Here is a 12,010-nt window from a genome sequence, read left to right as displayed (position 1 = left end):
GGGCGCAAGGCGGCAACTGCCCTAGGGCTGCTCCATTCGCGCCCGGAGCGCGTCCGCGTCGGCCTTCGGCAGCGATTTCAGCGTCGGCTTAATAGTCTCGCCGCCCACGATCTTGCCGTTGCGCATGAACATCCAGTCCGAGATGTCGGCCTCCGCGAACTTGACCTTATCGCCGGCTCGCTTGCCCGGCAAATCGCGCGGCTCGTTGGCGAAGACGCCGGTCAAGGTCCCGTCGGGCAGCTTCTTCACCTCACCGATCCAGATGTGCTCCCCGCCCTTGCGGGTCGTAAAGCGCACCTTCAAAGCGTGACCAGACTCGGACGGCTTGGGCGATTCATAGGAGGCCCAGAAAGTCGGCAGCGAGCCGCGGGCGCGAGCGATCGCGGTGTTCATCTCGGGATCGCCGGTGCGCACATCGACGATCGGCGAGCGGTCTTGCGCAGCAACCTCGTGGGTCGGGCCGACGGTCAGGATGCCGAAAACGCAAACGCCGGTGATGGCGGCGAGAACGACCCATTTCATGGGTTGGGAGAGCTTTGTTGCCATGATCGCGATGTCCGGGACGCTTGTTGTGTCCTGGCTTTGTCGCACGTCGGCAGCAGCACGTTCAGTGCGCAATAAGCCACAAACGTTGCGCTTTTTACCCTCCCCTGGCGGGGGCCCGGGACGAGCGTAGCTCGCCCGTGGTCGGCTCGCATCTGAGCGTAGCGAAGATGAGAGACGGGGTGGGGTGAGGGTCTCTCCACATCGAACACTGCCCGTGTTGAGAGATCACCCCACCCCGCTCGCGCTGCGCGCGATCGACCCACGGGCGAGCTACGCTCGTCCCGGACCCCTCCAGGGGAGGGTGATCAAAACACCTTGCGGATCCAGTTGTGGGGATCGTTGGTGCGGCCGTACTGGATGTCGACGAGCTGCTTGCGCAGGCCCATGGCGACGGGGCCGGCGGCGCCGCCCGAGATGTCGAAATCGCCGCTGACCGAGCGCACCTTGCCGATCGGCGAGATCACCGCGGCGGTGCCGCAGGCGAAGGCTTCCTTCAGCCTGCCTGAGGCCGCGTCCTTGCGCCACTGCTCGAGCGTATAGGGTTCTTCGCGCACCGTCTTGCCGGCGTCGCGGGCGAGCGTGATGATGGAGTCGCGGGTGATGCCGGGCAGGATCGTGCCGAGCGGCGGCGTCGACAGCGAGCCGTCCTCAAACACGAAGAATACGTTCATGCCGCCGAGCTCCTCGATGTAGCGGCGCTCGACCGCGTCGAGGAAGACGACCTGGTCGCAGCCGTGCTGGATCGCTTCGGCCTGGGCGCGCAGGCTCGCGGCATAATTGCCGCCGCATTTGACCGCGCCGGTACCGCCGATCGCGGCGCGCGTGTAGTTCTCCGACACCCAGATCGAGACCGGCGCGGGCCCGCCCTTGAAGTAGGAGCCGACCGGCGAGGCGATCACCGCAAAGATGTATTCGGACGATGGCTTGACGCCGAGGAAGGTCTCGCTCGCGATCATGAACGGCCGCAGGTAAAGGCTGCCCTCGCCGCCCGGCATCCAGGCGCGGTCGATGCGCACGACCTGCTCGACCGCCTCGATGAAGACGTCTTCGGGCAGCTGCGCCATCGCCATGCGATCGGCCGAGTCCTTGAAGCGGCGCGCATTGGCGTCGGGACGGAACAGGTTCACCCCGCCGTCGTCGCGCTTGTAGGCCTTCAGGCCTTCGAAGATCTCCTGGGCGTAGTGCAGGACCGCGCCGGCGGGATCGAGCTGGAAGTTGGCGCGCGCCTCGATTTTCGCCTCGTACCAGCCGCCCTTGGCCTGGTTGTAGCGGACGATTGCCATGTGATCGGTGAAGACCCGCCCGAAGCCGGGATCCACCAGCTTGGCGACGCGGTCCTTCTCGGGCGTCGGATTGGATGCGGGCTGGATGTCGAATATCATGCTCATGTCCTTGCCTCCCGCTGCCGGTGGCGGCGCTGTTTCTCGCGCCCGCCTGCCCGTTCGGGCCCGGCTGGCTTGATTGGTTTCTGGCCGGACCGCCGCCAGCCATGTTACGGCCGGTTTCCGCAGCCAGCATGTCATCGAGGACATGCTTTTGCGGAAGGCGGAAGTCCAGTATGTTTTGCCGAAATGCCGCTCGACAATCGCACGGTAGATCTGCTTCGGCCGTCGCCGCCTGTCCGGCTCTCTCCGGCCGTCCTGCTCCGATGCCACCCGGCGCGAAACGATCTAAAATTTCGTGCGGGTCGATCGTTTTGTAACATTGAACCCAAGATACGTCAATATGCCTGACATAAATTTCGCGACTCCTTCTCAAGACGCTGCCGCGCCCCGGCCGGCCGCAGGCGATGGAGGCAATTTGCGCTGGGATATCATCGAGCTGCTGTTCTTCGCCTATCGCGATTTCGTCGGCGATCCCGACCAGGAGCTGGAGGCGTTCGGCTTCGGCCGGGCCCATCACCGGGTCATGCATTTCGTCTACCGCTATCCCGGGCTCAAGGTCGCCGACCTGCTCGACGTCCTGCGCATCACCAAACAGTCGCTCGGCCGGGTGCTGAAGCAGCTCCTGGACGAGGGTTATATCGTGCAGAAGACCGGCGACAACGATCGTCGCCAGCGCCTGCTCTACGCGACGCCGAAGGGCGAGGCGCTGGTGCAGAAGCTCGCCGGGCTGCAGACCACGCGGATCACCAGGGCGCTCGCGGAGATGGGTCCGCAGGATGCCGAGACGGTCAAGCGCTTCCTGCGCGCGATGATCGACCGCGACGATCCGGACAAGGTGCTGGAGACGATCTTCGCTTCCGTCAAACAAGACGCCAAGGAGTGACCGTGCCGCTCGCAGCCACGCTCGCCCGCCCGCCGGTGCAACCGGCCGACGATGCCCCGCATCTCTTGCTGGTCGACGACGACCGCCGCATCCGCGACCTGCTCTCGCGCTTTCTTGCAAGTGAAGGCTACCGCGTCACCACCGCGGCGAGCGCCGGTGATGCGCGCTCGAAGCTGATGGGCCTGCATTTCGATCTCCTGATCCTCGACGTCATGATGCCCGGCGAGACCGGCTTCGACCTCGCCCGCTTCATCCGCACCTCGTCGTCGGTGCCGATCGTGATGCTGACGGCGCGCCACGAGGCGGAAGCCCGCATCGAGGGCCTGCAGATCGGCGCCGACGATTACGTCGCAAAACCGTTCGAACCGCGCGAGCTGGCGCTGCGCATCAACAACATCCTCAAGCGCGCCGCGCCGCCGCCGCAGGCCACGACGATCGAGAAGATCGCCTTCGGCCCCTATGTCTACCATCTCGAACGCGGCGAATTGCGCCAGGGCGAGGAGGTCATCCACCTCACCGACCGCGAGCGCGAGATGCTGCGGATTCTCGCGGAGACGCCGGGCGAGACCGTGCCGCGCAGCGCGCTGACCGGCAATGGCACCGTCAACGAGCGCGCCGTCGACGTGCAGATCAACCGCCTCCGGCGCAAGATCGAGACCGATCCCGCCAATCCGCTGTTCCTGCAGGCGGTGCGCGGCATCGGCTACCGCCTGGTGGCCTCGCCCTGAACCGCAGTGAAGCGCGCCAGATGAGCACGATCGATACCGGCCTGACGCTTCTGAAGAGCGCCGCCGGCCGCGTCTCCGCCGCGAACGGCTGGATGGGCAACGCGTTCAAGGGCTGGATGCCGACCGGCCTCTACGCCCGCGCGCTCCTCATCATGATCGTACCGATGGTGGTGCTGCAATCGGTCGTCGCTTTCGTGTTCATGGAGCGGCACTGGAACACGGTGACGCGCCGCCTGTCGGCCGCGGTGGTGCAGGACATCGCCGCGCTGATCGACGTCTACAAGGGCTATCCGCAGGACAAGGACCGCACCGAGATCCGCCGCATCGCGCAGCAGCGACTCGGCCTCGTCGTCGATTTCCTGCCTGCCGGCGACATGCCGCCGCCGGGACCAAAACCGTTCTTCTCGCTGCTCGACCAGACGCTGTCGGTGCAGCTCGGCCGCCAGATCGGCCGCTCGTTCTGGATCGACACGGTCGGCCGCTCCAACCTGGTCGAGATCCGCATCCAGCTCGACGACGCCGTGATGCGCGTGTTCGCGCAGCGCAGCGCCGCCTATGCCTCGAACTCGGAGATCTTCCTGTTCTGGATGGTCGGCACGTCCTCGATCCTGTTGATCGTCGCGGTGCTGTTCCTGCGCAACCAGATCAAGCCGATCCTGCGCCTTGCCGATGCCGCCGAGAGCTTCGGCAAGGGCCGCGAGGCGCCGAATTTCCGCCCGCGCGGCGCGCGCGAGGTGCGGCGCGCGGCGGTCGCCTTCCTGGAGATGAAGTCGCGCATCGAGCGCACGATGGAGCAGCGCACCGCGATGCTCGCCGGCGTCAGCCACGATCTGCGCACCATCCTGACCCGCTTCAAGCTCGAGCTGGCACTGATCGGAGACAGTCCCGAGCTCGAAGGCATGCGCAAGGACGTCGACGAAATGTCGATGATGCTGGAGGATTACCTTGCGTTCGCCCGCGGCGATTCCGGCGAGCAGTCGCAGCCGACCGACATGGCGCAGGCGCTCGAGGAGCTGCGCAGCGATGCCGAGCGTCACGGCCATACCGCGACCGTCGCCTTCAACGGCCTGCCCGTGGTGACGGTGAAGCCGGCTTCGTTCAAGCGCTGCCTCGCCAACCTCGTCACCAACGCAGCGCGCTACGGCAAGAACATCGCCATCACCGGCCAACGCGATCACCGTTATTTGACCGTCACCGTCGACGATGACGGCCCCGGCATTCCCGCCCACTTGCGCGAAGAGGTATTCAAGCCGTTCCTGCGGCTGGACAACGCCCGCAACCAGGACGAAGGCGGCACCGGCCTGGGGCTCGCTATTGCCCGCGACATCGCCCGCTCGCACGGCGGCGACATCACGCTCGGTGACAGCCCGATGGGAGGATTGAGGGCGAGCGTGCGGATACCGGTGTAGGTGCGGTTTTCCCTTCTCCCCTTGCGGGAGAAGGGCGCGAAGCGCCGGATGAGGGGTATCTCTCCGCGCGTCCAAGTCTCATTGAATTCGCGGAGAGAAACCCCTCACCCGTCTCGCCGCTTTGCGGCGATCCACCCTCTCCCACAAGGGGAGAGGGAAAGAGCACACCTACTTCGGCAGCAGCGCCTTCAGCTTGTCCATGTCGCGCGTGTTCATCTTGAAGCCGCCGGGCATGACGATGTCACCGGGCTTCTGATCCGGCTTGCAGGCCCCGAGCCACTTGGCTTGCAGCGTCGTCGTGCTATCGCGCCCCGCCGCACCAGCAACGCCGCCTTTGGCGTGTGAGGTCGTCTTCACTGTGTAGGCCGAGTTGAAGTCTCCGGTGATCTCGGCATGCGAGGTCGTGCTGACGCCGGCGACGCTGCACTCGGAATCGCTGACATAGCCGGTCGCGGTCTTCTTGATCTCCTGCTTGGCGCAGATCTGCTTGGCCATCGGGGAGACGTTGTTGCTCATCTCCTTGTCGACGGTCTCATCGGTGCAGTGCTGCATGGTCATCTCGGGCACGGGCGAGCCCGATGTGACCAGCTTCATCTCCCAAAGACCTGCCTTGCGCAGCGGCAGTTCGTCGGCGCCGGCGCTGCCTGCCGACAATGCGAGGCAAAGCATTGAGCCGAGCAAAGCAAGTTTGCGCGTCATGAGGGAAGCTCCCGGCTATAGAGAAGTACGGCCTTGCGACAGCGCTCAGTACAGCGTGCGGATCGGCCGGTCGGCGGCGCCATAAGGCACCCAGCGGCACGAGAACGAGATGTAGCCGCCCTCATAGCCCTGCACGGCCAGGAATTTCGCCACCTTGCCGTAGCGGGCGCAATGATCGACCGCGACCTGGCGCGCATCGACCCGGGTCGCCATCGAATAGGCGATGATGCCGCCGGTGTCGTTGCCCTTGAACGGCGGCACGTAATCGGCGCGCGCCGACTGGCTCGCCATCATGCCTGAGACAACCAGGCTGGCAAGAAGGCCCGCGGCCGCAATGATTCGCATTCCCGTCACTCCAATTGGCTGGCGCCAGTTTACGGTGCCGCGACGCACGTGAAAAGAACCGAACCCCTGTTGGCCGCGACACTTGGTCAAGTCCTTGCGAAGTGTTGCCGCGCTGCACTTGACCTCCCCCAACCTTCGCGGCACCGTCCGGCCTTCGCAAGACCTTAGCTGCCCGGATTGATCATGCGCGCCCCCTTCGAGAAATCGCTCCGTTTCGCCGCCGTGCTCGGCCTCATGTTCGGAGCATTGTCACTCGGCGAGGCCAGGGCCGCCAATCCGCTGGAGCTGAATTTCTGGCTGAGCGGGCCGCGCTATGACGGCGCCGTCGCCCCTTGCGACTGGGCTCTGCCGAGGATCGTGCACGAATTCGCCGAAAAGGAATCCAAGTTCTGGAATTCTTCGTTGCAGATCACCGGCTTCTCCGCCGTTCGCGAAACCGCGTTCCGGCCCTGGCAGTCCGACAACATTCCGCGCCGCTATTGCACCGGCGAGGCCATGCTCAATGACGGCAAGCCGCGCAAGGTGCATTTCTCGATCATCGAGGATGGCGGCTTCGCCTCCTACGGCAACGGCGTCGAATGGTGCGTCGTCGGGGTGGATCGCAACTGGGCCTATAACCCGGCGTGCCGCGCCGCCAAGCCCTGATTCCAGCAGCGGCTGGCTGGGCTGATCAGCCGGCCGACGACAGCTCCAATTTTGTTCTTGAAATGTTCCCATCGCCTGCTAGGCTGTGTGCACAGTCTAGTTGAGGGGCGTTGCCATGTTTTACTCCAGATTGCGTTCGTTGTCCCGTTTGATGATCTCGCTCACTCTTGCTGCGGGGTTGGCTAGCCTCGCCGGCGGTGCGAAGGCACAGGACAAGCGGCAGAACGCCCCGGGCGAGTTCGATTTCTATGTGCTGGCGCTATCGTGGTCGCCCTCGTTCTGCGAGGAAGCAGCCGAACGCGGCGGCCGGTCCCAGATGCAATGCGGCGGACGGCCCTACGCCTTCGTGGTACATGGGCTGTGGCCGCAATACGAGAACGGTTTTCCGGAGTATTGCCAGCGCCCGGCGCCGCGGCTGAACCGCAACATCGTCTCCTCGATGCTCGATTTGATGCCGGCGCCGGGCCTGATCTTCAACGAATGGAACAAGCACGGCACCTGCTCCGGGCTGGAGGGCCGCGGCTATTTCGAGATGATCCGCAAGGCGCGCGCTGCGATCAAGATCCCGCCCGAATATCTCGATCTGGCGCAGGCCAAGACCGTCGCGCCGGCGGAGGTCGAGGAGGCCTTCATCAAGGCCAATCCGGGTCTCAGCAATGCCGCCGTCTCGGTCACCTGCAACCGGACACGGCTGTCCGAGGTCCGCATCTGCCTCAGCAAGGACCTGCAATTTCGCGCCTGCGACGAGATCGAGCGCCGCGCCTGCCGCCGCGACCAGGTGACGATGCCGCCGATCAGGGGCGGTTGAGGCCGACGTCTCAGATCGTCATTCCGGGACGCGCAAAGCGCGAACCCGGAATCCATCGACCAGCATAGCCCGCGGCGCAATGGATTCCGGGTTCGGTGCTGCGCACCGCCCCGGAATGACAGCAGTTACTTTCGGCGCGCGATGTCGTAACTCTCCGCCATGAACTACCGCCACGCCTTCCACGCCGGCAGCTTCGCCGATGTCATCAAGCACATCGTGCTGGCGCGCATCCTCACTTATCTGCAGGACAAGCCGGCAGCGTTCCGCGTCATCGACACCCACGCCGGCGCCGGCCTCTACGATCTCAACAGCGACGAGGCGCGCCGCGGCGGCGAATGGCTGACCGGCATCGCGCGGCTGCTGCAGGCGCGCCTGTCGAACGAGAGCGCAGCGCTGACGAAGCCTTATCTCGACATCGTCCGCGCCTTCAACCCAAAGGGGGAGCTCAAGGCCTATCCGGGCTCGCCGTTGATCGCGCGCGGCCTGCTCAGGCCGCAGGACCGGCTCGTCGCCTGCGAGCTCGAGCCGAAGGCCCGCAAAGCGCTGATCGATGCGCTGCGCCGCGACGAGCAGGCCCGCGTGGTCGATCTCGACGGCTGGGTGGCGCTGCCGGCCTTCGTGCCGCCGAAGGAGCGGCGTGGCCTCGTGCTGATCGATCCGCCCTTCGAGGCCAAGGACGAGTTCGAGCGGCTCGGCGAAGCCTTCTCGGCAGCGTTCGCGAAATGGCCGACCGGTATCTACGTAATCTGGTATCCCGCCAAGAACCGGCGCGCCACCGACACGCTGGCACAAGCCGTGGCGCGGCTCGCAGCGGCAGCAAAGCCGCCTGGAAAATGCCTGCGCCTCGAATTCAGCGTCGCGCCGCAAGCCGACAGCGCCGCCCTCACCTCCACCGGTCTCCTGATCGTCAACCCGCCCTACACGCTGCACGGCGAGCTCAAGACCATTCTGCCGGAGCTGGAAATACCGCTCGGCCAGGGCGGTGCTGCCAGATTCCGGCTGGAGGTGCCCAAGCCTTAGCGCCAAGCATTGACGCCAAGCCGTAACACTCCGGCATTCTTGGGAAAAATATGCAGGACCGGTAGTCAATCTGCAAAGAACCGTATTATGCTATTTCCGTGACTGGCTTTACGTTCCGCTTCCGCGAATGGTTGCGGCGGAGTGAAGGCCCTAAGAAAGATCCCGCCGGACCGATCAGGTCCGTCCAAGGATGGCCAGCTCCCGGGCTCCGTAAGGCCCGGTCATGTCGCGACGTGAGTCTGCGTCGCGACGGAGGAGCAATGAGGGGGAGTTTCCCGATGGCCATGACGGGAACGGTCAAGTTCTTCAACGGCGAGCGCGGCTACGGCTTCATCAAGCCTGACGACGGCGGTCGCGATGTCTTCGTTCACATCACTGCTGTGGAGCGGGCGGGACTGAAGGACCTTGCCGAAGGACAGCGTATTACTTTCGAAGTCGAACCGGACAAGAAGGGGAAGGGACCGAAGGCGGTCAATCTGGTGATCCTCTCCTAGCAAGCCTGGCGAAAAAAAATCCCGGCCGCGAGCGGCCGGGAGGCTGGTCCGGTATTTTCTTCTTTGAATGTCAGAAGCGATAGTTCACGCCTGCGCGGACAACGTTGGCGCTATAGCCGTTTGACACGCCCGTGATTGCGAACTGGCTGGTCGACAGATCGATGTAGAGATATTCGAGCTTGGCGCTCCAGTTCGGCGCGAGGCCGACTTCTGCACCGGCGCCGATGGTCCAGCCCGCGGTGGTGTGCGACTCCGACCAGCCGAAGGTCTGCGCGCGCAGCTCGCCGAAGGCGAGACCGGCGGTGCCGTAGAACAGCACGTTGTTGAACGCATAGCCGGCGCGGCCGCGCAGGGTGCCGAACCACGGATTGGAGAACTTCCACGGCGCGAACGTGTCGTCGGCGCCGGCGGCCTGGATGTCGCCCTCGACGCCGAACACCCACGGGCCGTTCTGGAAATTGTAGCCGGCCTGCACACCGCCGACGAAGCCGGACGGCTTGGTGGGGTTGTTGTCGACCGAGCCCCATTCATAGCCGATATTGCCGCCGAGATAGGGACCCGCCCAGCTATAGGCATTGAGCGGCTGATTGACGGTATAGGGCGCGCGCTGCCCGTATTGGAGATCGGCGGCCTCTGCCGAAGCTGTCCAGCCGGCCGCAACCAACGCGGCTGCGCCCACAACGAGCCTCTTCATCACTCACTCCAACGCCACTGTCGCAACCCGAGCGATGCCCGCGCCGCCGCGCGAGCAAAACCGCATGGTTACGGAACCAAGAGCTTTTCGCGTAGGATTTATCGAGAGTTTTAAGTTAAAGGGCTGTTAAGCCGGGTTACCGCCCGCTTAACAGACTTAAGGAAGCGTTACCGGGAGCTGCCCGCCATCCTCTGTGCGTGCCGCATGGCCGGAACTTCAAATCAGTCCCCCCAGCGCCTAAATTCGTCCCATGGTTCACGATTCCCCCGACAATCCGGACGACCGCGCGCGCAAGGCGCCGCCGGCTGCGAGCGACACGCCGCCCGAGCGGCTGGCCGGGCCGGACGTAGATCCCGCGGCGGCAGGGGGCGATGACGAGGACGATGCCCTGCTGCCGGACATCCTGGAAGAGAGCGGCGCCGTCGGCGAAGGCCCGCTCGCGACCGGTCACGAGGCGATCGAGCGCGCGGTCCGCCTCGCACCGACCTCGCCTGGCGTCTATCGTATGCTCAATGCGAACGCCGACGTGCTCTATGTCGGCAAGGCCAAGAACGTCAAAAAGCGCCTGTCCAGTTATGCGCGCCAGAGTGCGCCGCTGCCGGCCCGCATCCTGCGCATGATCGCGGCCACCGTCACGGTGGAGATCGTCTCGACCACGACCGAGACCGAGGCGCTGCTGCTGGAAGCCAACCTAATCAAGCAGCTGCGGCCGCGCTTCAACGTGCAGCTTCGCGACGACAAGTCGTTCCCCTACATCCTGATCACCGGCGACCATTGGGCGCCGCAGATCCTGAAACATCGCGGTGCGCAGACCCGGCCCGGGCGCTATTTCGGCCCGTTTGCCTCCGCCGGCGCGGTCAACCGCACCATCACGGCGCTGCAGCGCGCGTTCTTGATCCGCTCCTGCACCGATTCCTTCTTCGAGAGCCGCACCCGGCCCTGCCTGCTCCACCAGATCCGCCGCTGCGCCGGACCCTGCACCCGGGAGATCGATTTCGGCGGCTATTCGACGCTGGTGCGCGAGGCCAGCGACTTCCTCTCCGGCAAGAGCCATGCGGTGAAGCAGGAGCTCGCCGGCGAAATGGAGAAGGCCTCGAACGAGCTCGAATTCGAGCGCGCCGCACTGTACCGCGATCGCCTCGCCGCGCTGTCGGCGATCCAGTCGCAGCAGGGCATCAATCCGCGCACGGTGGAGGAAGCCGACGTGTTCGCCATCCACCAGGAGGGCGGCTTCTCCTGCGTCGAGGTGTTCTTCTTTCGCACCGGACAGAACTGGGGCAACCGCGCCTATTTTCCGCGCGCGGAGAAGAGCTTTACGCCCGAGGAGGTGCTGGGGTCCTTCCTGGCGCAGTTCTACGACGACAAGCCGCCGCCGAGGAACATCCTGCTCTCGCACGATATCGAGGAGAGCGAGCTGCTCGCCAACGCGCTATCGATCAAGGCTGGCCACAAGGTCGAGGTCACCGCGCCCAAGCGCGGCGAGAAGAAGGAGCTGGTCACCCACGCGCTGACCAATGCGCGCGAGGCGCTCGGCCGCAAGCTCGCGGACACCGCGACGCAAAGCCGGTTGCTCGAGGCCATGGCCGCGACGCTGAGCCTGCCGCACGTGCCCAAGCGCATCGAGGTCTACGACAACAGCCACATCCAGGGCACCAACGCGGTCGGCGCCATGATCGTCGCGGGCCCAGATGGCTTCGTGAAGAACCAGTACCGCAAGTTCAACATCAAGTCGGAAGGGATCACGCCCGGCGACGACTTCGCCATGATGCGCGAAGTGCTGGAGCGCCGCTTCAAGCGCCTGATCAATCCGCCCGAGGATGCCGCCAGCAAGGCCAAGGACGACGATTTCCCGCAATGGCCCGACCTCGTGATCATCGACGGCGGCCGCGGCCAGCTCAACGCCGTGCGCGAGATCTTCGCCAATCTCGGCCTGACCCAGGTGTCGCTGATGTCGGTCGCCAAGGGACCGGACCGGGATGCCGGCCGCGAGACCCTGTTCATGCCGGAGCGCGAGGCGATCAAGCTGGAGCCGCGTGATCCCGTGCTCTATTTCATCCAGCGCCTGCGCGACGAAGCCCACCGCTTCGTCATCGGCTCGCACCGCAAGCTGCGCAAGAAGGACATCCGCGAGGCTGGTTTGCAGGAGATTCCGGGCATCGGCCCGTCACGCAAACGTGCCTTGCTGCACCATTTCGGAACCCTGAAGGAGATCGAACGGGCCTCGATCGCCGATCTCGGCAAGGTTCCGGGGGTGAGCGCCGAGAGCGCGCGCAGGATTTTCGAATATTTCCATCCCCAGCCGGGATGAACTAAAGGGGGACCGCAGTCATATGATCGTCGTGTCCGCACCTCAT

Annotated in this window: 13 protein-coding genes; 8 read left to right on the top strand and 5 right to left on the bottom strand. The window is 65.1% G+C overall.

Features of this window, described 5'->3' with window-relative positions:
• Window positions 1–21: 21 nt before the first annotated feature.
• Entirely contained in the window at window positions 22–546 is a 525-nt protein-coding gene (locus I6F12_RS24080; RefSeq protein ID WP_036009354.1) for a DUF2314 domain-containing protein, read from the bottom strand.
• Between the two features lie 305 nt (window positions 547–851).
• Window positions 852–1,934, bottom strand: a complete 1,083-nt coding sequence (locus I6F12_RS24075; protein ID WP_036027134.1) for a branched-chain amino acid aminotransferase — start codon at window positions 1,932–1,934, stop codon at window positions 852–854.
• Window positions 1,935–2,271: 337 nt separating this feature from the next.
• Between I6F12_RS24075 and I6F12_RS24070 the strand changes: the two genes are divergently transcribed.
• The 3 genes from I6F12_RS24070 to I6F12_RS24060 are packed head-to-tail and all read left to right on the top strand — an operon-like array spanning window position 2,272 to window position 4,951.
• Window positions 2,272–2,814: a MarR family transcriptional regulator gene (locus tag I6F12_RS24070; protein WP_057027673.1), complete on the top strand. Its 543-nt coding sequence runs from the start codon at window positions 2,272–2,274 to the stop codon at window positions 2,812–2,814.
• On the top strand, window positions 2,811–3,542 hold the full coding sequence (locus I6F12_RS24065; RefSeq protein WP_057027672.1) for a response regulator transcription factor: 732 nt from the start codon (window positions 2,811–2,813) through the stop codon (window positions 3,540–3,542). Before I6F12_RS24070 ends, I6F12_RS24065 begins: the two co-directional genes overlap by 4 nt.
• A 20-nt stretch (window positions 3,543–3,562) precedes the next feature.
• Window positions 3,563–4,951 carry an ATP-binding protein gene (locus tag I6F12_RS24060; RefSeq protein ID WP_036009312.1) on the top strand — a complete coding sequence of 463 codons (1,389 nt, stop codon included), beginning with the start codon at window positions 3,563–3,565 and terminating at the stop codon, window positions 4,949–4,951.
• A 168-nt stretch (window positions 4,952–5,119) separates the two neighbouring features.
• Here the strand turns inward: I6F12_RS24060 and I6F12_RS24055 are convergent, their stop codons facing one another.
• Window positions 5,120–5,650, bottom strand: a complete 531-nt coding sequence (locus I6F12_RS24055; RefSeq protein WP_225157357.1) for a DUF3617 family protein — start codon at window positions 5,648–5,650, stop codon at window positions 5,120–5,122.
• A 45-nt stretch (window positions 5,651–5,695) separates the two neighbouring features.
• On the bottom strand, window positions 5,696–5,995 hold the full coding sequence (locus I6F12_RS24050) for a hypothetical protein (RefSeq protein ID WP_036027125.1): 300 nt from the start codon (window positions 5,993–5,995) through the stop codon (window positions 5,696–5,698).
• Between the two features lie 183 nt (window positions 5,996–6,178).
• Between I6F12_RS24050 and I6F12_RS24045 the strand changes: the two genes are divergently transcribed.
• The 4 genes from I6F12_RS24045 (at window position 6,179) to I6F12_RS24030 (ending at window position 8,962) form a co-directional block, all read left to right on the top strand.
• Window positions 6,179–6,640 (top strand): hypothetical protein, encoded by a 462-nt coding sequence (locus I6F12_RS24045; protein ID WP_036027123.1) that lies wholly within the window; start codon window positions 6,179–6,181, stop codon window positions 6,638–6,640.
• 115 nt (window positions 6,641–6,755) lie between these two features.
• Entirely contained in the window at window positions 6,756–7,448 is a 693-nt protein-coding gene (locus I6F12_RS24040; RefSeq protein ID WP_225157356.1) for a ribonuclease T2, read from the top strand.
• A gap of 159 nt (window positions 7,449–7,607) precedes the next feature.
• Window positions 7,608–8,468, top strand: a complete 861-nt coding sequence (rlmJ, locus tag I6F12_RS24035) for a 23S rRNA (adenine(2030)-N(6))-methyltransferase RlmJ (RefSeq protein WP_225157355.1) — start codon at window positions 7,608–7,610, stop codon at window positions 8,466–8,468.
• Window positions 8,469–8,746: 278 nt separating this feature from the next.
• The gene (locus tag I6F12_RS24030; protein ID WP_008544396.1) at window positions 8,747–8,962 is read left to right on the top strand and encodes a cold-shock protein; all 216 of its coding nucleotides are present in this window, start codon (window positions 8,747–8,749) and stop codon (window positions 8,960–8,962) included.
• 70 nt (window positions 8,963–9,032) lie between these two features.
• Here the strand turns inward: I6F12_RS24030 and I6F12_RS24025 are convergent, their stop codons facing one another.
• Window positions 9,033–9,656: an outer membrane protein gene (locus tag I6F12_RS24025; RefSeq protein WP_193760563.1), complete on the bottom strand. Its 624-nt coding sequence runs from the start codon at window positions 9,654–9,656 to the stop codon at window positions 9,033–9,035.
• Between the two features lie 250 nt (window positions 9,657–9,906).
• Between I6F12_RS24025 and uvrC the strand changes: the two genes are divergently transcribed.
• Window positions 9,907–11,964 (top strand): excinuclease ABC subunit UvrC, encoded by a 2,058-nt coding sequence (gene uvrC / locus I6F12_RS24020; RefSeq protein ID WP_225114834.1) that lies wholly within the window; start codon window positions 9,907–9,909, stop codon window positions 11,962–11,964.
• Window positions 11,965–12,010 lie beyond the last annotated feature (46 nt).

The sequence above is a fragment of the Bradyrhizobium sp. IC4059 genome (assembly GCF_020193615.1).
Taxonomy (GTDB): Bacteria; Pseudomonadota; Alphaproteobacteria; order Rhizobiales; family Xanthobacteraceae; genus Bradyrhizobium; species Bradyrhizobium yuanmingense.
The sequence above is the reverse complement of the archived record's forward strand: the minus strand, read 5'-3'. Positions and strand labels throughout refer to the sequence as shown.

Coding starts and splice junctions, on each gene's coding strand:
- I6F12_RS24045 (WP_036027123.1), top strand. CDS start 6,179: ATGCGCGCCCCCTTCGAGAAATCGCTCCGTTTCGCCGCCGTGCTCGGC.
- I6F12_RS24075 (WP_036027134.1), bottom strand. CDS start 1,934: ATGAGCATGATATTCGACATCCAGCCCGCATCCAATCCGACGCCCGAG.
- I6F12_RS24080 (WP_036009354.1), bottom strand. CDS start 546: ATGGCAACAAAGCTCTCCCAACCCATGAAATGGGTCGTTCTCGCCGCC.
- I6F12_RS24060 (WP_036009312.1), top strand. CDS start 3,563: ATGAGCACGATCGATACCGGCCTGACGCTTCTGAAGAGCGCCGCCGGC.
- I6F12_RS24070 (WP_057027673.1), top strand. CDS start 2,272: ATGCCTGACATAAATTTCGCGACTCCTTCTCAAGACGCTGCCGCGCCC.
- rlmJ (WP_225157355.1), top strand. CDS start 7,608: ATGAACTACCGCCACGCCTTCCACGCCGGCAGCTTCGCCGATGTCATC.
- uvrC (WP_225114834.1), top strand. CDS start 9,907: ATGGTTCACGATTCCCCCGACAATCCGGACGACCGCGCGCGCAAGGCG.
- I6F12_RS24030 (WP_008544396.1), top strand. CDS start 8,747: ATGGCCATGACGGGAACGGTCAAGTTCTTCAACGGCGAGCGCGGCTAC.
- I6F12_RS24050 (WP_036027125.1), bottom strand. CDS start 5,995: ATGCGAATCATTGCGGCCGCGGGCCTTCTTGCCAGCCTGGTTGTCTCA.
- I6F12_RS24055 (WP_225157357.1), bottom strand. CDS start 5,650: ATGACGCGCAAACTTGCTTTGCTCGGCTCAATGCTTTGCCTCGCATTG.
- I6F12_RS24040 (WP_225157356.1), top strand. CDS start 6,756: ATGTTTTACTCCAGATTGCGTTCGTTGTCCCGTTTGATGATCTCGCTC.
- I6F12_RS24025 (WP_193760563.1), bottom strand. CDS start 9,656: ATGAAGAGGCTCGTTGTGGGCGCAGCCGCGTTGGTTGCGGCCGGCTGG.